Annotated in this window: 19 protein-coding genes; 10 read left to right on the plus strand and 9 right to left on the minus strand. The window is 71.5% G+C overall.

What is annotated here, in order from left to right; translation table 11 throughout:
• Positions 1 to 88: 88 nt before the first annotated feature.
• Positions 89 to 673: a hypothetical protein gene (locus ACTJI1_RS02035; RefSeq protein ID WP_440741366.1), complete on the minus strand. Its 585-nt coding sequence runs from the start codon at positions 671 to 673 to the stop codon at positions 89 to 91.
• A gap of 157 nt (positions 674 to 830) precedes the next feature.
• Here ACTJI1_RS02035 and ACTJI1_RS02040 point away from each other — a divergent pair, with 157 nt between their 5' ends.
• Entirely contained in the window at positions 831 to 1,358 is a 528-nt protein-coding gene (locus tag ACTJI1_RS02040; protein ID WP_440741367.1) for a hypothetical protein, read from the plus strand.
• A 21-nt stretch (positions 1,359 to 1,379) separates the two neighbouring features.
• Here ACTJI1_RS02040 and ACTJI1_RS02045 read toward each other — a convergent pair whose 3' ends face one another.
• Complete coding sequence (locus ACTJI1_RS02045; protein ID WP_440741368.1) at positions 1,380 to 1,976, minus strand: dihydrofolate reductase family protein; 597 nt, start codon at positions 1,974 to 1,976, stop codon at positions 1,380 to 1,382.
• 162 nt (positions 1,977 to 2,138) lie between these two features.
• Here ACTJI1_RS02045 and ACTJI1_RS02050 point away from each other — a divergent pair, with 162 nt between their 5' ends.
• Both ACTJI1_RS02050 and ACTJI1_RS02055 read left to right on the plus strand, forming a co-directional pair.
• On the plus strand, positions 2,139 to 2,321 hold the full coding sequence (locus tag ACTJI1_RS02050) for a hypothetical protein (protein ID WP_440741369.1): 183 nt from the start codon (positions 2,139 to 2,141) through the stop codon (positions 2,319 to 2,321).
• Positions 2,322 to 2,349: 28 nt separating this feature from the next.
• Positions 2,350 to 3,060, plus strand: a complete 711-nt coding sequence (locus tag ACTJI1_RS02055) for a hypothetical protein (protein ID WP_440741370.1) — start codon at positions 2,350 to 2,352, stop codon at positions 3,058 to 3,060.
• A 12-nt stretch (positions 3,061 to 3,072) separates the two neighbouring features.
• Here the strand turns inward: ACTJI1_RS02055 and ACTJI1_RS02060 are convergent, their stop codons facing one another.
• A complete protein-coding gene (locus ACTJI1_RS02060) occupies positions 3,073 to 4,014 on the minus strand; it encodes a LysR family transcriptional regulator (protein WP_440741371.1) in 942 nt (313 codons plus the stop codon).
• 117 nt (positions 4,015 to 4,131) lie between these two features.
• On the opposite strand from ACTJI1_RS02060, the gene ACTJI1_RS02065 reads away from it, so the two are divergent.
• From ACTJI1_RS02065 to lysA, 4 genes are all read left to right on the plus strand, one after another.
• Entirely contained in the window at positions 4,132 to 5,676 is a 1,545-nt protein-coding gene (locus ACTJI1_RS02065; RefSeq protein ID WP_440741372.1) for an aminotransferase class I/II-fold pyridoxal phosphate-dependent enzyme, read from the plus strand.
• Positions 5,677 to 5,742: 66 nt separating this feature from the next.
• Complete coding sequence (locus ACTJI1_RS02070) at positions 5,743 to 7,239, plus strand: amino acid permease (RefSeq protein ID WP_310131233.1); 1,497 nt, start codon at positions 5,743 to 5,745, stop codon at positions 7,237 to 7,239.
• Positions 7,236 to 8,138 (plus strand): universal stress protein, encoded by a 903-nt coding sequence (locus ACTJI1_RS02075; protein WP_440741373.1) that lies wholly within the window; start codon positions 7,236 to 7,238, stop codon positions 8,136 to 8,138. The genes ACTJI1_RS02070 and ACTJI1_RS02075 overlap by 4 nt, the downstream gene beginning before the upstream one ends.
• A gap of 69 nt (positions 8,139 to 8,207) precedes the next feature.
• Positions 8,208 to 9,467, plus strand: coding sequence for a diaminopimelate decarboxylase (gene lysA, locus ACTJI1_RS02080; protein WP_440741374.1), 1,260 nt, complete (start codon positions 8,208 to 8,210; stop codon positions 9,465 to 9,467).
• A 19-nt stretch (positions 9,468 to 9,486) separates the two neighbouring features.
• On the opposite strand, the gene ACTJI1_RS02085 is transcribed toward lysA, so the two are convergent.
• Both ACTJI1_RS02085 and ACTJI1_RS02090 read right to left on the minus strand, forming a co-directional pair.
• On the minus strand, positions 9,487 to 10,878 hold the full coding sequence (locus ACTJI1_RS02085; protein WP_440741375.1) for an APC family permease: 1,392 nt from the start codon (positions 10,876 to 10,878) through the stop codon (positions 9,487 to 9,489).
• A gap of 45 nt (positions 10,879 to 10,923) precedes the next feature.
• Positions 10,924 to 12,612, minus strand: a complete 1,689-nt coding sequence (locus ACTJI1_RS02090; RefSeq protein WP_440741376.1) for an amidohydrolase — start codon at positions 12,610 to 12,612, stop codon at positions 10,924 to 10,926.
• Between the two features lie 120 nt (positions 12,613 to 12,732).
• On the opposite strand from ACTJI1_RS02090, the gene ACTJI1_RS02095 reads away from it, so the two are divergent.
• Positions 12,733 to 13,335 (plus strand): TetR/AcrR family transcriptional regulator, encoded by a 603-nt coding sequence (locus tag ACTJI1_RS02095; protein ID WP_440741377.1) that lies wholly within the window; start codon positions 12,733 to 12,735, stop codon positions 13,333 to 13,335.
• Positions 13,336 to 13,345: 10 nt separating this feature from the next.
• On the opposite strand, the gene ACTJI1_RS02100 is transcribed toward ACTJI1_RS02095, so the two are convergent.
• Together ACTJI1_RS02100 and ACTJI1_RS02105 are read right to left on the minus strand one after the other, a co-directional pair.
• Entirely contained in the window at positions 13,346 to 14,422 is a 1,077-nt protein-coding gene (locus ACTJI1_RS02100) for a phosphotransferase family protein (RefSeq protein WP_440741378.1), read from the minus strand.
• Between the two features lie 29 nt (positions 14,423 to 14,451).
• Entirely contained in the window at positions 14,452 to 15,000 is a 549-nt protein-coding gene (locus tag ACTJI1_RS02105) for an N-acetyltransferase family protein (RefSeq protein WP_440741379.1), read from the minus strand.
• A 135-nt stretch (positions 15,001 to 15,135) separates the two neighbouring features.
• Between ACTJI1_RS02105 and ACTJI1_RS02110 the strand changes: the two genes are divergently transcribed.
• Complete coding sequence (locus tag ACTJI1_RS02110; RefSeq protein ID WP_440741380.1) at positions 15,136 to 15,321, plus strand: hypothetical protein; 186 nt, start codon at positions 15,136 to 15,138, stop codon at positions 15,319 to 15,321.
• 12 nt (positions 15,322 to 15,333) lie between these two features.
• Here the strand turns inward: ACTJI1_RS02110 and ACTJI1_RS02115 are convergent, their stop codons facing one another.
• Positions 15,334 to 15,897, minus strand: coding sequence for a dihydrofolate reductase family protein (locus ACTJI1_RS02115; RefSeq protein ID WP_440741381.1), 564 nt, complete (start codon positions 15,895 to 15,897; stop codon positions 15,334 to 15,336).
• 20 nt (positions 15,898 to 15,917) lie between these two features.
• Positions 15,918 to 16,217, minus strand: coding sequence for a hypothetical protein (locus ACTJI1_RS02120; RefSeq protein WP_440741382.1), 300 nt, complete (start codon positions 16,215 to 16,217; stop codon positions 15,918 to 15,920).
• A 70-nt stretch (positions 16,218 to 16,287) separates the two neighbouring features.
• Here ACTJI1_RS02120 and ACTJI1_RS02125 point away from each other — a divergent pair, with 70 nt between their 5' ends.
• Positions 16,288 to 18,003, plus strand: coding sequence for a SulP family inorganic anion transporter (locus ACTJI1_RS02125; RefSeq protein ID WP_440741383.1), 1,716 nt, complete (start codon positions 16,288 to 16,290; stop codon positions 18,001 to 18,003).
• Positions 18,004 to 18,094: the final 91 nt, after the last annotated feature.

Here is an 18,094-nt window from a genome sequence, read left to right on the forward strand (position 1 = left end):
CAACCCGGCATAGATTTTGCTGCGACTGTCTACGTTGGTTCGCGCGGCGATGGCTAGCAGGCGGTCACCGGGCGGGCGCGCGCTTGACCTACCGCCGCCCGCGGTGCGGCAGCAAAGCCCACAGCGCCGCCGCCGTGCCCAGACCGTACGCGAGGTGCGCGGTCAGGTCCTTGCCGAGCGTCTTGGCGTCGTACTCCGTGATGGGCTTGTACAGGTGCATCGGGGGCAGGATGACGTAGCTGAAGGCCCACATCCCGGCCCCGAAGAGCAGTCCGTATCCGACGCGAGGCCTACGGAGGGATGCGGCGAGCAGCCCATAGCCGACGGCCGCCGAGACCGAGTAGCCCCAGTGCATGATGTTGTTCGTCTGGCGAGCGGCCGAGTCGGGGAGTTCGCGCTCGAAGAGGCCGTCGACGACGCGTCGGCCGACCTGTGCCGGCGCGGGCGCGTTGTCCCAGCCGGTGACGTCGGCCGAGAACTCCCACTCGCCGAAGGCCTCGGTGCCCTGATCCCGCCGGTAGCGGCGGTACATCACGAGGTCCATGGCAAGGGTCCCGATCACACCGGCCGCAGCGCCCCGGAACACGGCGCCCAGCGGGGTGAGCTGTCGTCGCGGCGCCGTCCGCACGCGCGTGGATGCGGCCCGCCGGCGATCGATGCCCGCCTGCTTCATGACAGGACCCCTTCCCTCGCCCGATGACGGTCGCAGCCTACGCCGGTCGCCGCCCGCGCGGAACGTCGAACGTGCCGAAGGCCGGGTCGGCGGGCGGTTCTTCCTCGGCCCACGGCCGCATGCCAGGATGGTGCTTCCGGGGGATGGGGGGACGCCGATGGTGGCGGAATCGAAGGATGCGCGGACGCGGGACGCGGAAGCGGCCGAATGGGAGACGGCACCGGTTTCCGTGCGCCTGCTCGGACGGGCGCGCACGCTCGTGCTGTGGGCATTGGGAGCCGCGATCCTCTACTCATCGCTCCGCGCGTCCAAGGGGAGCTGCCCGGGCGGCTTCGACTGCGACGGCGGCTTCGTCGACGCGAGCGGTCAACCGACATCGGTCGCGCCGCAGTGCGTGCAGCTGGAGCTTCAGCCCGCACCGGTCGTCTACCTGGCGATCGGGCTGGCCGTGATCATCGCGCTGACCCGCGCCGCCCGCGCGGCGGACATCGACGCGGCGCTGCGCATCATGAAGCGCGCCGCCGTCGTCGTCGTGGGGATCGCGGTGGTGTCGATGCTGATCGCGATCCTGTGGTTCCAGGGCATGCCGATGCCGACCACCACCAGCACCGTGGTCTACCCGTTCCCGTTCGGCGGCGGCACGACGACCGTCACGCCCATGGAGCCCGGGCCCACCTCCGGCTGAGCAAGCGTTTCGTCGAGCACCTCAGGCGTACTGCGGCCGCCCGCCCACCCGGTAGGTGAGGGACACGATCCCCGTCGGGAACACGCGGGTGTCGGTGAGCTCGAGGGCGAAGTCGAGGCCGTGCTGGGGCAGCCAGCGCTCGCCGTCGCCGACGATCACCGGGAACTGGACCAGGTTCAGCTCGTCGACCAGCTCGTTCTCGAGGAGCCATCGCGCGAGCGCCGCGCTCCCCACCACCAGCAGTTCGCCGCCGGCCTGGGCCTTCAGCTCGCGGACGCGGACCGCGACATCCCCCGAGAGGACGGTCGTGCCCTGCCAGGTCGGCCCGTCCAGCGTGTTGGAGACCACGTACTTCTGCCGCGAGCTGATCGCCTCGCCGAAACCGCCGTCGTCGCTGCGTGAGCCCCAGTAAGTCTCGAACAGGCCGTAGGTCTTGCGGCCGAGCAGGAAAGCGTCCGGGCGCCGCCACGTGTCGAGGATGTACTGGACCGCTTCGCCGTCGTTGAGCGGAAGGGCCCAGCCGCCACGCGTGAACCCGGGGTCCATCTCCTCGTTGTTGCCGCCGTTCGCCTGGGCGACGCCGTCGAGGGTGACCTGGAGGCTGATGGTGAGCTTCATGATGTGTTCCTCTCTCTCACCCCTTCTACGAACAGCTCACGTCCATTTCGACAGCACCGATGCACAGAATAAATGAGCATTCGTCAGATAACACTTCTCGGGCGGCCCCCGCAGTCCTAGCCTGCTCGTAGGGCGGCGTACCGCCGCCGACGGAGGTGCGAGATGTCGAACGACGGTGGCAAGCAGAGTCGCGACGCGGCGGCCGGTTTCGGCGACGCGACCGAGAGGGGCTTCGGCGCGATCGGGGACGCCCTCGACGCCCTGAACGGGAAGAAGGGCGCCGCCGACCCGCGCGACGACGACGATGGCGGCGGCGGCGATGTCAACATCACGGTCAACCGGTGAGCGCGCGACCGCGGTCGTCGCGGTAGGGGTGGCGATCGCACTCCTCGTGACCGGGTGCGGTGGCGGCTCGAGGCTGAGCCTCCTGGCGAGGGGCGCTTCGGAAGCGTCGAGCGAGCTGCGGCCGCTCAGCGACGACCTCCTGCACGCGGCGCAGAAGGGTGCCGTGAAGACGCCGAGTGCGCTCGAGGATGCGGCCGCCGGCATCCCCGCCTCCGGCCTCTCCGACGCCGAGCGCGCCGCAGCGGCACGGGTGGAGCGGTGGGTGAAGGTCATCGCGTTCTGGAACGGCGCGGTGAAGTGGTCCACGGGCTGGGAGACCGGGCTGGGCGACGAAGCCACCGGGCTGGTCGGCGCCGCCCTGATCGCCGACGCGAAACCGGCGTTCCGGCAGCAGGTGGACGATCTGACGGAGCGCCTCCTGCGCAACCTCACGTGCCAGACGGCGAGGAAGTACATCGACGCTGCGGCGCAGGAGGCGGAGGGGGAGTCCGGACTGCTCTACGACCCGGCCGTCCCCTCGGACCGGCCGGCCATCGAGGACTTCGCCCGCGGCGTGCTCTACGCCGACTGGGACGATCAGGGAGTGGAGGCGGCCATCGACCTGGCAGCCCTGGCCGTCTCCATCGTCGGCACGGTCCAGACGTGGGAGAAGACCCTGCGCAGCATCATCGACTCGCCCGACGGCACCATCCGGCAGGCGAACATCTTCTACCTGCGCAGCTGCGTGGCGAAAGTGTGACCGGCGGGCGGCTCACCCCTCCGCCCGCGACTCCGATCGCACCGCCGCGAACCCGTCCCGGATCGCGGCGACCAGCTGGCGCACGGCCGCTGAGGGGCTGCGGGATGCGTCGTCCGCGGGCGTCGCCACGAGGATGGAGCGGACGAACGACGGGTCGTTGATCGGACGCAGGACGATCCCGGGATGCGCGGCCGTGGTGGCGAGGCTCGGGATGAGGCCGACGACCATCCGCGCGGCGGTCATGCCGAGGAGGACCTGGAACTCGTCCGTCCGGATGGCGACGTCGAGGGCGTGACCTTCCGCCGCGAACGCGTCGACGACGATGCGGTCCATCGGGTCGTCCGCGGTCGTCGCGAAGACCCAGCGCTCGTCGCGCAGCGACAGGAGCGCCGGCAGGTCGACGGGCGCCGGTGACGCGAGCCGGTGGCCCACCGGCAGGGCGAGCATCAGCGGATCGCGGTGCACCTCGGTCGTCACCACGTTCGGGCGGAACGGCAGCTCGTAGCCGGGCACGGTGTAGACGAGCGCGGCGTCCAGCGCCCCGCGGTTGATCTGGTCGACGAGCGCCGGGACCTCCTCCAGCAGCGCGTCGATCTCGATGCCGAGGTCGGCGATGCGGGAGGCGACGAACGGCAGGATGTTCGCCGCGGCGGTCGCGAACGTCCCGAACCGGAGCCGCACCCGGCCCAGCTGGCTGAACTCGCGCGCATCCCGGATCGCCCGCTCGCTCAGGGTGAGGATCTCCTGCGCCCGCTCGAGGAGGAGCACGCCGACCGGTGTGAGCCTGCTGCCCCGGGGGGAGCGCGCGAGCACGGGCGACCCGACCAGCCGCTCCAGATTCTTCAGGTGGTAGTCCACCGTGGGCTGGCCCCACCCGAGCCGGCGCGCGGCGGCGGTCACGGAACCTTCCGCGTGGACGGCCCTGAGCGCCTCGAACTGCCGCAGATCGGCCATGGCTGCCCCGTCCCTATGTCGGCGACGCATCCGACGGATGCTGAGTCACATACAGTGTATGTGGGCCGCGAAGTTCCGGGTATTCCGGCCGGGCATCCCGACCCTCACCATGGAGAAATGGCCCCCACTCGCTCCACCGCGGTCGACGGCGCACGTCCGCTCGCTGCTGCAGACCTCCGGCAGTGGGAGACGCCGTACGCCGACGCTCTCGACCGTCACGCCGCACGCGAACCGCTCGCCCTGATGGTGCCGGGGCACGGAGGCGACGAACTGGGGCTCAGCGCGCGGCTCGCCGAATACTTCGGGACACGCCCGTTGCAGCTCGACGTGCCGATGCTGATCGACGACATCGACCTCGGCGAGGACTCGCCGCTCAGCCGATCCCTCGACCTCGCGGCGGAGGCATGGGGCGCGCGGCGCACGTGGTTCCTCACCGGCGGAGCATCCCAGGCCAACCGGATCGCCGCGCTGGCGGTGCGGGGACTCGGCGAGAACATCCTGACGCAGCGCAGCGCGCACTCCAGCTTCAGCGACGGCATCCTCTCCGCGGGGCTGGTGCCGTCGTTCGTCCTCCCCTCCATCGACACCGGCCACGGCGTGGCGCACGGCGTCTCGCCCGCCGCCCTCGACGACGCGCTCGCCGCGGCGGCGGCCGGCGGACGCCCGGCCGACGCCGTCTACGTCGTCTCGCCGAGCTACTTCGGCGCCGTCGCCGACGTCGCGGGCCTCGCGCGCGTCGCCCACGCCCACGGCGCGCCGCTGATCGTCGACGGCGCGTGGGGACCGCACTTCGGATTCCACCCCGACCTCCCGGAGTCGCCGGCCCGGCTCGGCGCGGACCTCGTGGTCTCCAGCACCCACAAGCTGGGAGGCTCGCTCACCCAGTCGGCCATGCTGCACCTCGGCCACGGCGCGTTCGCCGACGCCCTGGAACCGCTCATCGAACGCGCCGTCTCGATCACCGCCTCCACCTCGACGTCCTCGCTGCTGCAGGCATCGCTGGACATCGCCCGGCACTCCCTCGCGACCGGCGGCGAGCTGATCGGCCGGTCGATCACCGTGGCCGACGCGTTCCGGGATGCGCTGCGGGACGACCCGCGGTTCGGCGTGCTCAGCGACGGGTTCGGCGCGTTCGACGACATCGTCGCGGTCGATCCGCTGCGTGTCGCGATCGACGTGTCGGGCACCGGGGTCAGCGGCCACTGGCTGCGTCAGCGCCTTCTCGACGCCGACGGGATCTACTTCGAGATGTCGACCGCGACCTCCCTCGTCGCGCTCATCGGCGCGGGCAAGACGCCGGACCTCGTCCGGGCGCACCGGGCGCTCGTGGCGGCCGTCGACTCCGAGGAGGCGCGGGTCGAGCGGTCGCAGGCGGCCGTCCACGGGTTCCCCGCCCTGCCCGAAGCCGGCTCGCTGCGGATGTCGCCCCGCGACGCCTTCTTCGCCGAGACCGAGCTCGTGCCCGCGGCCGAGGCCGTCGGCCGCGTATCGGCCGACACCCTCGCGGCCTATCCGCCGGGCATCCCGAACCTCATTCCGGGCGAGGAGATCACGGCGCAGACCGTCGCCTTCCTCCAGGCGGTCGCCGCCTCCCCGTCCGGGTACGTGCGCGGGGCGGCCGACAATGGAGTGGAGCGGTTCCGGGTGACACGCCAGGACTGACCCGCCAGGACTGACCCGCCGGCCGACAGCGACCCCGACCCCCGAAACCAATCAAAGGAGACTGGTATGCCCACCATCGCCCAGCAGCTGCTGCGCAGGAAGCCGACGACGCCCCCGGGCGTCGGCGACGTGCACCTGAAGCGCAGCATCGGCCTGTTCTCGCTCACCATGATCGGCGTGGGAGGGACGCTCGGCACCGGGATCTTCTTCATCCTGTCCCAGGCCGTCCCCGTCGCGGGACCGGCGGTGATCTGGTCGTTCGTCATCGGCGGCATCGTCGCCGGGCTCACCGCGCTCTGCTACGCCGAGATGGCGGGGGCCGTCCCGGCGTCGGGTTCCACCTATTCGTACGCCTACGCGACGCTCGGCGAGGGCACGGCGATGGCGGTCGGCGCCTGCCTGCTGCTGGAGTACGGCGTCTCGACGGCGGCGGTCGCGGTCGGATGGTCGCAGTACGTGAACCAGCTGCTCCAGAACCTCTTCGGCTGGCAGCTCCCGGTTCAGCTCTCGCAGGCGCCCGAGCAGGGCGGGATCGTCAACATCCCCGCGGTGGTCGTCATCGTGCTGTGCTCGCTGCTGCTCCTGCGTGGGGCGCGCGAGTCGACCACGGTCAACAGCATCATGGTGGTCATCAAGGTCGCCGTCGTGCTGTTCTTCTGCGCCGTCGCCTTCACCGGATGGAACGCCGACCACTTCCACAACTTCGCTCCGGCCGGGTTCGCGGGCATCGTCGGCGGCGCCGGGATCATCTTCTTCTCGTTCGTCGGACTCGACGCCGTGTCGACAGCCGGGGAGGAGGCCAAGAACGCCAAGCGGAACCTGCCGCTCGCGATCATCTTCGCCCTCGTGATCATCGTCGTGCTCTACGTGCTCACCTGCCTCGCGGCGCTGGGCGCGCAGGCTCCGGAGAAGTTCGAGAACCAGGATGCGGGCCTCGCCGCCATCCTGCAGAACATCATCGGCTCGGCGTGGCCGGGGACCATCGTGGCGATCGGCGCGATCATCTCGATCTTCTCGGTGACGCTGGTCGTGCTGTACGGGCAGACGCGCATCCTCTTCGCCATGTCGCGCGACGGGATGATCCCGCCGGTGTTCGCCAAGGTGAACCCGCGTTCGATGACGCCGGTGCAGAACACGGTCATCGTCATGATCGCCACGAGCATCCTCGCCGCCGTCATCCCGATCGACTTCCTCGCCGAGATGACGAGCATCGGGACGCTGGTGGCCTTCCTCGTCGTGTCGCTCGGCGTCATCATCCTCCGCGTTCGCGAGCCGGAGCTGGAGCGCGGCTTCCGCCTCCCGCTCGGCTGGACCATCCCCATCCTGTCGATCGCGGGCTGCATCGCGATCATCACGCAGCTGAGGCTCATCACGATCATCGTGTTCCTGATCTGGACGGCGGCGTTCCTGGCCTTCTACTGGTTCTACGGCCGCACGCACTCCAAGCTCCAGGTCGGGCAGCCGGCGGTGGATGCGGAGGTGCCGTACACCAGCAACTTCGCGCAGCCGAGCAAGAGCGAGATCCGCGAGGCCGCCGCACGTCGCCGGGCGGGACGGAAATGAGCATCGTCGTCGGGGTGGACCCCGCGCACCGTTCGGCTTCGGCGCTGCACCTGGCCGCCCTGCTCGCCCGATCCTCCGGCACCGAACTGGTCGTCGCCGCGATCGTCCCGCCCGGGTGGCCGACGACGGCGGGGAGCGCGGACGCCGAGTGGCGCAGCTACACCACAGACACGGCCGAGGGCGCGCTCGACCACGCGGCAGCCGTGCTCGGCAGTTCGGTCGCCGCGGAGTACCTCCGGTACGAGGCGCCCTCGGCCCGGCGCGGCCTGATCGGGCTCGCGGAGGAGCGGGATGCGGCGTTGATCGTCGTCGGCTCGGCGGCGGAGGCGCAGCCGGGACGCATCGCCCTCGGCGCGGAGAGCGACACGCTCCTCCACGCCTCGCCGGTGCCCGTGGCGATCGCGCCGCGGGGATACCGCACGGAGGAGGGCTCGCGCGTCAGCCGCGTGACCGCCGCCTACCGGGGCACCGGGGCGTCGGCCGGTCTCGTGCTCGGCGCGGCCGAGGTGTCGGCGACGCTGGGCGCCGAGCTGCGCATCGCATCCTTCGCCGTCGTGCCGCCCGATTCCGGGACCTCCGGCGCCGGGCTCGACGCCGAGGAGGCCATCGCGGACACCTGGGCCGCCGACATCGAGAAGCACGCCGCGTCGCTGGTGCGTCGCGTGGCGCAGCTGGAGGACGCCCCCACCATCTCGGGCGTCGCCATCGGCCGCGGCGAGACCTGGGAGTCGGCCCTGGCGGCCGTCGAGTGGAGACCGGACGAGGTGCTCGTCGTCGGTTCGAGCACCCTCGGCCCGATCGCGCGCGTGTTCCTCGGCTCGCACGCCACCAAGATCGTCCGCCACTCGCCCGTGCCGGTCGTCGTCGTCCCGCACGGCGTCGCCGTCCGCGAGCGGTAATGCCCGATCGCGGCACCGGCGCACCAGAACCAGGCACTGCCTGACCCGACACGAACAGAAGGACCCCGCATGGCGCATCCCATCCTCGACCTCTTCCCTGCGGGGGCGGCCGTCGACCCCGACGGCACCCTGGTGGTCGCCGGCTGCCGCGTCGACGACCTCGCGCGAGACTTCGGGACGCCGGCGATCGTCGTCGACGAGGACTCCCTGCGGGCGCGGGCGCGGGAGTACCGCACAGCCCTCACCGATCGCTGGCCGAACGCACGTGTGGTGTTCGCGTCGAAGGCCTTCCCGGCGACCGCCGTGCAGCGGGTGATGGTGGAGGAGGGGCTCGGGTTGGATGTCGCGGGCGGCGGCGAGCTGCTCAGCGCGCTGCGCGCGGGCGTCGACCCGGCGCTCGTGGTGATGCACGGCAATGCCAAGACGACCGAGGAGCTGCGGATCGCGGTGGAGGCGGGGATCGGCCTCGTCGTCGTGGACAACGCGGACGACGTCGACCGGTTGGAGCAGCTGGTCCTGGCCGGGAGCAGGCAGGGCGTCCTCGTCCGCGTCATCCCGGGGGTGGCGTCGTCCACGCACCCGCACGTGCAGACGGGGCAGGTGGGGTCGAAGTTCGGGCTGACCGCCGCCGCTGCGCGCACCCTGATCGCCCGGATCGAGGCCAGCCCGGTTCTCGACATGCGCGGCGTGCACGCGCACGTCGGGTCGCAGATCATGGACCCGGCAGAGCTCGCCGCGGCCGTCGCACCGCTCGCGGCGCTCGGCACGTTCCCGGTCTACGACCTGGGCGGCGGGCTCGGCGCCCGGTACACGTACGACGACCGGCCCGCGTCCGTTGACGAGTACGTGGATGCCCTGCTCGCGGCGGCGCGGGAGCACCTGCCCGCCGAGGCCGAGCTCATCATCGAGCCCGGCCGGAGCATGGTGAACGGCTCCGCGTTCACCCTCTACACGGTCACGACCGTGAAGCGGGACGCCCGCAACTTCGTCGCCGTCGACGGCGGCATGGGCGACAACCTCGAGGCGGCGATGTACGACCAGCGCTATGAGGCCGTGCTCGCCGGCCGGATGCACGACGAGGATTCCGAGGACGTCGTCGTGGTCGGCCGGCACTGCGAGTCGGGCGACGTGCTCGTCGATCCGCTGCGCCTGCCCGCGGCGCGCGTCGGGGACCTGCTCGCCGTTCCCGCGACCGGTGCGTACACGCACACCATGGCGAACAACTACAACGGCTACCGGCGCCCGCCCGTCGTCTTCGTGCGCGACGGTCAGGCGAGGGCCGTCATCCGGCGCGAGACCTGGGACGACCTCTTCGCCCGCGACCTGTGAGCCGGGTCGCGGGCGTCGGTCAGAGCTCCTCGGACGGGCCGCTCAGAGCGGGAGGCGCCTCCCGGAAGAACCGCGTGCGCCACAGCAGGTAGCCGACGCCGATCGCCACCCAGACCGCGCCGACGATCATCGCACTCGGCTCCAGGCTGAACCACAGCGCGACGTTGATCGCGACGCCGAGCGCGGGCAGCACGACGAAGCCGATCGTCTTGCGCCAGCCACGCGCCTTGACGAACCGCACGTAGGTGAAGATCACCGAGAGGTTCACGAAGATGAACGCGACGAAGGCGCCGAAGTTGATCAGGGATGCGGCGCGGCTGAGGTCGAGGAACAGCGCCGAGCAGGCCAGCGCGGCGATCAGCAGCACGTTGCCCGCCGGTACGCCGGCGCGGTTCAGCCGGCCGAAGAAGCGCTGCGGAAGTGCTCCGTCGCGCCCCATCGCGTAGAGGAGGCGCGCCGCGCTGAGCTGCTGCGTGATGCCGCAGCCGAGCACCGCGACCATGTAGCCGCCGATGAACAGGGCCTGGAAGGCGGCCCCGCCGATGTACTTCGCGATCTCCGGTGAGGCGCCGACGATGTTGCCGACGGCCGAGACGTCCGGGAAGAGGACCTGCATGACGTAGGTGACGCTGACGAAGAACAGCCCGGCGACGCCGACGATGATGAGGATCGCGCGCGGGATGTCGCGGCGCGGGTGCTCCGCCTCCTCGGCGAGCGTGCTGACGGCGTCGAAGCCCAGGAACGACAGCGCGAGGATGGCCGCACCCGACGCGATGGCGCCCGCGTCGATCCCGGGCGCGAAGAACGGCGCGACCGAGAAGGGGGACCCGTTGGCGCCCTCCGCGATGTTCTTGATCGTGAGCGCCACGAACGCGACCGCGACGACCACCTGGATGACGACCAGGATGACGTTCACCTTGGCCGCGATGCGGACGCCGGTGAGGTTGAGCGCCGTGCAGACGACGATGGTGGACAGGATCCACACCCACGACGGCACGTCCGGGAAGGCTGCCGTCATGTAGATCGCCGACAGCAGGGCGTTGATCATCGGCAGCAGGAGGTAGTCGAGCGTGGCCGCCCATCCCACGAGGAAGCCGAGGTGCGGGTTGATCGCCTCCCGCGTGTACGTGTACGCCGAGCCGGCGCGCGGGTAGAACCGCACCATCTTGGCGTAGCTGAGCGCCGTGATGAGCACGGCCACGAGCACGAGGAGATACGACAGCGGGACGTGACCGTTGGTGATGTCGGCGACGATGCCGAAGGTGTCGAACACCGCGAGCGGCGCCATGTAGGCGAGCCCCAGGAAGACGATGTGGCGCAGCGTGAGACTGCGGCGCAGGCCGGTGGCCTGCAGGTCTTCGGGCGTCTCGGCGGAGCGGGCGGGGGCGATGGAGGGGTCGAGCTCGGACATGCGGGTGGGTCCTTTCGCGACGGTGGGAGAGGGAGGCGGGGCCGGTCAGTGGGCTGCAGCGGAGCAGTGGGCGAGTGCGCCGTGCTGTTCGGGCAGGGGCGCGTCGCGTTCGGCGTCGTGGACGATCGCACCGCCGACGACGGTGAGCTCGGCGCGCTGCTCGAGCAGCGCCGCCGGGTCGGATTCGTGCTCGTAGAGGTCGGCCGACCACGCGACCAGGTCGGCCCGCGCGCCGACCCGGAGGACGCCGAGGTCGTCCTCCGCGTGCCACGCCCAGGCGCCCTCGCGCGTGTAGCCGCGCAGGGCGTCGTCGAGGCCGATGCGCTCGTCGGGGGTCCAGGCGTCGCTGCCGTCGAGGCCGGCGCGCGTGAGCGCCGAGTACAGGCCGACGAGCGGATCCATCTCGCCGACCTGCCAGTCGCTCGACAGCGCGACGCGGGCGCCGGAGGCCATGAGCGACCGGATGCGCCAGGCGCGGTCCCAGCGCTGCTCGCCGATGTTGTCCATCCACGTGCCGGCGACGAGGTCGGGGGAGCAGTGCCGCGGCTGCATCGCGGCCGTGACGCCGAGGGAGCCGAATCGCGGCAGATCGGCCGGGTCGAGGCACTCGACGTGCACGATCCCGTGCCGCCGGTCTCGGGTGCCGTTGGTGTGGCCCGCCGCCTCGATCGCGTCGAGGGCGAGGCGGATGCCGCCGTCGCCCGTCGCGTGCGTGTGGGTCTGGAAGCCGAGCCTGTCGAGCTCCGTGACGATGCGGGTCAGCTCGCCGACCGGGGCGGACGGGTGACCCCGGTGTCCGGGCCGGTTGGCGTAGTCGTCGAGCATCCACGCGGTGTGCGGCTCGATCACGTCGTCCGCGTACAGCTTCACCGGGCCGAAGCGCAGCAGGTCGCTGGTGGTGGCGCCGTCGACGGCGTCCCGGAGGTCGCGGCGGAAGGCGGCGTCCGCGTCGATCGGGTGGAAGAGCGCCGCGATGACCCGAGACGACAGCAGGCCCGCATCCCGCGCCCGGTCGAGCAGGCCGATCTCGGCGAGCGGCACCTGCGGCTCGACGACCGTGGTGATGCCGCTGGCGGTCGCGAGCGCCAGGCTCCCGAGCAGCTTGCGGTAGCGGCGCTCCGGCGAGTACATCGGGATGTCGCGCTGCAGGCCGGCGAGTCCGGCCCGTGTCATCGCGCTGGTGTAGAAGTCGGTGACCCAGCCGGTCGGCGCGCCGCGCTCGTCGCGCTCGGGGCGGCCCCAGGGGATGTCACCACCGGCGGCGATCCCGAGCGCGCGGAGCGCGGCGTCGTTGAGCCAGACGGAATGCTGGTCGTAGGTGGTCACGAAGATCGGGCGGTCGCTGAGGCCGGCGAGGTCGGCGGCGTTGGGCCGGCGGCCGGGCACGATCGAGTACACGGCGTTCTCGGCGCAGATCCAGTCGAGGTCGGGGCGGCGCTCGGCGAGGTCGTGGATGCGGCGCCGCACCTCCTCAAGAGTCTCTGCGCCTTCGAGGCTGACCGCGTCGGGGTCGAAGCCGAGCAGCAGGTGGTTGTGGCTGTCGATGATCCCAGGGGTGACGAGCGCCCCGGTGAGGTCGCGTGTCTCGCGTGCAGCGGGCGCGTCGGCCGCGGATCCGACGTAGGTGATGCGGCCGTCCGTCACACCGACCGCCGCGGCCCAGGGCCGCGCGTCGTCGAACGTGCGGACGCGGGCTCCGGTGAGGAGGAGATCGGTGGTCTGCGGTGCGGTCACGGTGGCTCCCATCGACGGTGATGATTCTTTGACACAAGCGTCAAAGAATTCCTGAAGTGTGGCACGGGCCGTCGAGGGGTGTCAAGCGTGCGCGGCTGCGGACGCCGGTAGGGTCGAGGCATGGCCCGACCCCGCAAGCAGGAGGAGCGGCGCGCCGACCTCATCGAGGCCGCCCTCAGCGCCGTGGGCGAGCGCGGGCTCCGATCCCTCTCGCTCGCCGATGTCGCCGCGAAGGCCGGCCTGACGCGCGGCGCGATCCTGTACTACTACGACGACCTCGACCAGCTGCTGGTGGAGGCGCACCGCGCCGGTCTCGAGCGCTTCTGCGACCACCGGGACGCGGTCGTCGCCGCGATCCCGGAGCCGCAGCTCCAGCTGGCCGCCGCCATCCGCGAGGGTCTCCCGAGCGGACCCGACGACGCGCTCATGCGCCTGCTGTACGAGTTCGACGTGCTGGCCGGCACCTCGACGCTGCACGACGAGCTGGTCGAGCAGATGTACCGGCGACAGCTCGCGACGTACACGGGCATCCTCGAACGCGGGATGGCGGCGGGGGTCTTCGCGCCCGTGCTCCCGATCGAGACGCTGGCCATGAACCTGGTCGCTCTGGAGGACGCGTACGGCCTCCACATCGTCGCGGGCAACTCGCTCATCACCGTGGCGAGCGCGGAGACCGCGATGCGCGCCGCGGTCGACGGGCTCGGCGCCTCGACGGCGCTCTGAGTCGGTCTGGTCAGCCGAGCGTGCGGTCCGCCGAGGCGAGGAGCACGCCGACGAGCTCGATCAGTTCCTCCCGGGCCGTCTCCGGCGGTTCGTCGGGCAGGCTGCCCCGGCGGGGCGGATCGCCGGACTCGAGACCGGCGATCACGTCCACGGCGAGCTTCCAGCGCAGGGCGATCGCCGCGTCCACCCCTCGCCGGATCTCAGCGGGGGAGACGGCGGGGACCTGCTCGCGGAAGCCGTCGACGTAGGCCTGGATCGCGTCGTCGAGCACGGACGTGATCACGTGAACCGATGCGTCGCCCCGGCGCGGAGAGAACAGCAGCGAGGCGAGATCGGCGCCCACCGCGCCCGGCCCGACGGACTCCCAGTCGATGAGCACGGTCGCGGAGGCGGTGCGGAAGACGTTCGCGCCGACGGTGTCGTGGTGGCACAGGGTGTGCGGAAGGGACTCGAGCACCGCACGCACCCGCGACTGGGCGAGAATCAGCCGCTCGATGTCGGAGAGCCGGTCCCCGAACCGGGCGACGGCTTCGGGATGCGCGCGCCGCACGGTGGCGAGTCCGCGCTCGACCGCCTCCGGCTGGCCGTGCCGGTCGATCCATCCCCGGAACAACCAGGGCTCGTCGGCTGGGTGACCGTACCAGTGGCCGTTCATGCTGCCGAGGTCGCGTGCAGCGGTGAGCACGGCCTGCGCGTCCAACGGTCGGGGGCCTTCGTGCCGCACATCCTCGATCCAGAGTGTGATCGCGCCGTCGGCTTCGAGCAGTGTGCCGGAGGCGCTGGGGGCGTGGATGTGATCGGGCATGTCGTCGAAGAGGCCCGAGCGATAGGCGTCCAGCTCGCGGACCCCGTTGCCGTACAGGTACGGCGCGGCGAGGTGCGGACCCTCGGTGCGCTTCTCGATCAGCGACCACGTCCGGCGCTCGCCGTTGACGACCGCCTCGCCGTCGAGGCGGCTCAGCTCGCGGTGCGCGAAGAAGGCGTCGTAGTCGAGCGGGGTCTCCCGGATCGGGCCCAGCGCGACCACGTCGCCCCCGAGCATCGCGACGACGGCGGCCTCCCGGCTGTCTGGCTGTGCGCGACCCATCCCTCCATCCTGCCGCAGCGGTTCGGTTGTCAGCGCCAGCGGACGACCGCGCGATCGCGTGACAGCCTCCCGACCTCGGCGAAGCCGAGCGCCATGAACGCCGGCAGCACGCCCGAGAAGCGGTTCGTCGTCGCGCCCGTGGCGGCGGGGTCGATCGGGTAGGCCTCGAGGGATGCGCCGACCCGCCTCGCCTCGGCCATCGCGCCTTCGATCAAGGCCGTCATGACGCCCGCACTGCGCGCGCGCCGCGCGATGTAGAAGCAGGGGAGGGACAGCGGGTCATCTTCGGAGAACTCGTAGGTGGTGAATCTGCCGGTGAGGTAGGCCAGCTCCGACCTCGGCGTGAGCCGCGCCCAGCCCACCGGTTCGTCGCCGCTCAGCGCCACGAGGCCGGCGGAGGCCGCATCCACCTGAGCGTGCAGAGCCGCGCGGTTGGCGTCGCGGTCGCGGCGGTGGTACTCGGGTCCGATCAGCCAGTACTGACACCAGCACCCGTTGGAAGCGCCCGCCCGCCCGAACAGCGTGCGGACCTCCGACCACCGCCCGGCGGCCGGGACGACCTCGACGGTGGTGCCCACGGCGACCATTGTCTGCCCGTCTCCGGTCGAAGGCGAGCAGGGCGTCGAGGGGCGCTCGCCCTTGCCGCGTCAGCGCTGGGCCGCGTAGGGTGCCGCGTGTTCGGTTCGGGCCCGGGCCGGGGAAGGCAGGCACTCATGTCCACCAAAGCCGAAGCGACCTCGCTCGAGAGTCTCGACGACGCGCTCAAACGGGTGATCTCCGAGAACCCTCCGCCCAGCTCGGCGCCGCGGGACTACGCGATCACGCGATCGTGGGTCGAAGTGGGCGGCGTCGTCGGGGCCCCGCAGTATCACGTCGAGGTCGACATCTCGGATCGCTGACGCCCGGCGCGGTCACGCCCGGGGCCGATAGCGGAGCAGCACGACACCGCTGGATCCGATCCGGCGCTCGTCGATCAGCTCGAGGTCGATGCGCGCCCCGGTGGGGAGCCCGGGCTTGCCGCCGCCGACCGCGACCGGATGCACGTACAGCTGGACCTCATCCACCAGCCCGGCGGCCAACGCCTGAGCGGCGAGGTCGGCGCCCCCGATGATCAGGTCCCGGTCGGCGGCGGCCTTGAGCTCCTTGACCTGGGCGGGGTCGAAGTCGCGCTCGATCCGGGTGTCTGCGGTGGGCGCCCCCGTGAGGGTTCGCGAGTAGACGACCTTGGCCGGCGCCCGCCACGCGGCGGCGAAACCGGCGAACTCCGGGGAGTGCTCCGCGAGCGCCGGGTCGGTCTCCCACACGGACATGGCCTCGTACAGGCGCCGGCCGTACAGGAGGGTGCCGGCGGACCGCATCAGCTCGGTGTGCGTCGCGAACACGTCGTCGTGCACGGGCATCCAGTCGAACGCGCCGTTCGCGTCCTCGATGTAGCCGTCGACGCTGACGTTGGTCGGATAGATGAGTGCGCCCATGCGATTCCCCCCGGATACCGTCAGGCCGCCGGCGTCCGTCGCCGGGCGACGACGAGTGCGGCGATGAGGACGAGCGCGCCGACCGCGGCGACCACGAGTCCGATCCAGAGGCCGGTGTAGTCCGGCACGAAGCCGCGCTGGGTGTACTGCGTGTACACGCCCACCGGAAGCGTGACCATCGTGGTCGGACTGGTCGTCCCCTGCTCGGCCGACACCTTCTCGACGATCGCGAAGAGGACGCCGAACACGGCCAGCGAGGCGCCGGCGACGATCAGCGAAGGGATCAGGCGGCGTCGACGGGACGGCTGCGGTTCGCGCATGAGGAGACTGTAGCGGCAGACCGCCCCCGCTCTCTATGCGCGCACCCCCGGCGCGCGATAAGACGGGCGCATGCCCAGGACGCGGAAGGCAGGTCCGGGGCGGGTGCCCATCGTCGGCCAGCTCCGCTCCTACAACCGTGCGTGGTTGCGGGGCGACCTGATCGCCGGCGTCACGGTCGCGGCGCTCATCGTGCCGAAGAACCTCGGGTACGCGGGCATCGCCGGCGTCCCGCTGCAGAACGGCCTGTACGCGGCGGCGGCCGGCGCGATCGTCTACGCGACCTTCGGGACCAGCAGGCAGATCTCGATGGGGCCGAGTTCGGGGCTGGCGGCGGTCGCCGCGAGTGCCGTGCTGGCGGCATCCATCAGCGGGGTGCAGGAGGTCGCGTCGTTCGTCGCCGGGATCACGCTCGCCTCCGGCATCCTGTTCCTCCTGCTCGCGATCTTCCGGCTGGGGTGGGTCGCCCAGTTCCTCTCACGCGCGGTGGTCACCGGTTTCCTGTTCGGCGCCGCCATCGACGTCGTCATCGGCGAGCTGCCGCGCCTGACCGGCACCGAGGCCGAGGGTGCCAACCCGATCCAGGAGTTCTGGTCGTGGCTGGGGACGCTGGGGGATGCGCACCGCACCACGGTCCTCGTCGCCATCGTCTCGCTGGTGGTCGTCTTCGGGCTGCGCGCCATCGCGCCGCGGGTGCCTGGGGCGCTGGTGCTCGTCGTGGGCGGCCTTGTCGCGGCCGCGGTCTTCGACCTCGGGGCGAAGGGCGTCGCCCTCGTCGGCGACGTGCCGCGGGGGCTGCCCGTGCCGAAGGTCCCGGACCTCGCGCAGCTGTGGGACCACGCGGGGACCGTCGCGGTCGCCGCCGTGGCGCTGGTGCTGATCGGGTTCTCGCAGACGGCGGGCGACGCGCGCACGTTCGCCGCGAAGCACCGCTACCAGATCGACATCAACCAGGAGTCGGTGGCCCAGTCCCTGGCGAACATCACGGCGGGGTTCTTCCAGGGGATGCCGGTCTCGACCAGCCTCTCCGCGAGCTCGCTCAACGACCGGTCCGGAGCGCGCAGCGGCCTGGCCTCCCTGACGTCCGGCGTCACCGTCCTCCTGACGCTGCTGTTCCTCGCGCCGCTCTTCTCGAACCTGCCGAAGGCCGTGCTCGGGGCGCTGATCATCGAGGCCGTGGTCATGGGCATGATGGACTTCCCCGAGATGCGGCGGCTCTTCAGGGTGAAGAAGACCGACTTCTGGATCGCGATCATCGCGCTCCTCGGCACGCTCGTGTTCGGGGTGCTCGCGGGCGTCGTCATCGGCATCGGGCTCTCGCTGCTGTGGCTGGTGGCCGTCGCCACCCACCCGGACATGCCGGTCCTCGGACGGGAGCGCGGCACGCAGGTGTTCCGGGAGGCGGACGAGCATCCCGACGACGAGGTGGTACCGGATGTGGCGGTGCTCCGGTTCGACGGCGGCCTGTTCTTCGCGACCGCGGACGCGCTCGAGGACCGCCTCCGTGACATCATCCAGTCCAACCCCGACCTCACCGGCATCGTGCTGGACTGCGAGGGGATCGACTTCATCGACTCCCAGGGCGCTTCCACGCTCGACGACATCGTCACCCTGGTTCAGGATGCGGGACTCGAGCTCCGGCTGACCCGCGTGAAGCCCGGGCCGCGGGCGGTGCTCGAACGGGACGGGGTGCTCGCCCGGATCGGCGCCGACCACATCCACGGCAACATCCACCGCGCGGTGGTGGCCGAGCAGGAGGACGCACGCCGACGAGACGGGAGAGGCTGACCGTCGCGGTTCCCGCCTGCGTGGCGACTGACTGAGATTGACATTCCGGTCAGCCGTCTCCCATCCCGACCCTCTACGGTCAGACCCATCG

The sequence above is a fragment of the Leifsonia sp. 22587 genome, from assembly GCF_052044215.1.
GTDB classification, from domain to species: Bacteria; Actinomycetota; Actinomycetes; order Actinomycetales; family Microbacteriaceae; genus Leifsonia; species Leifsonia shinshuensis_C.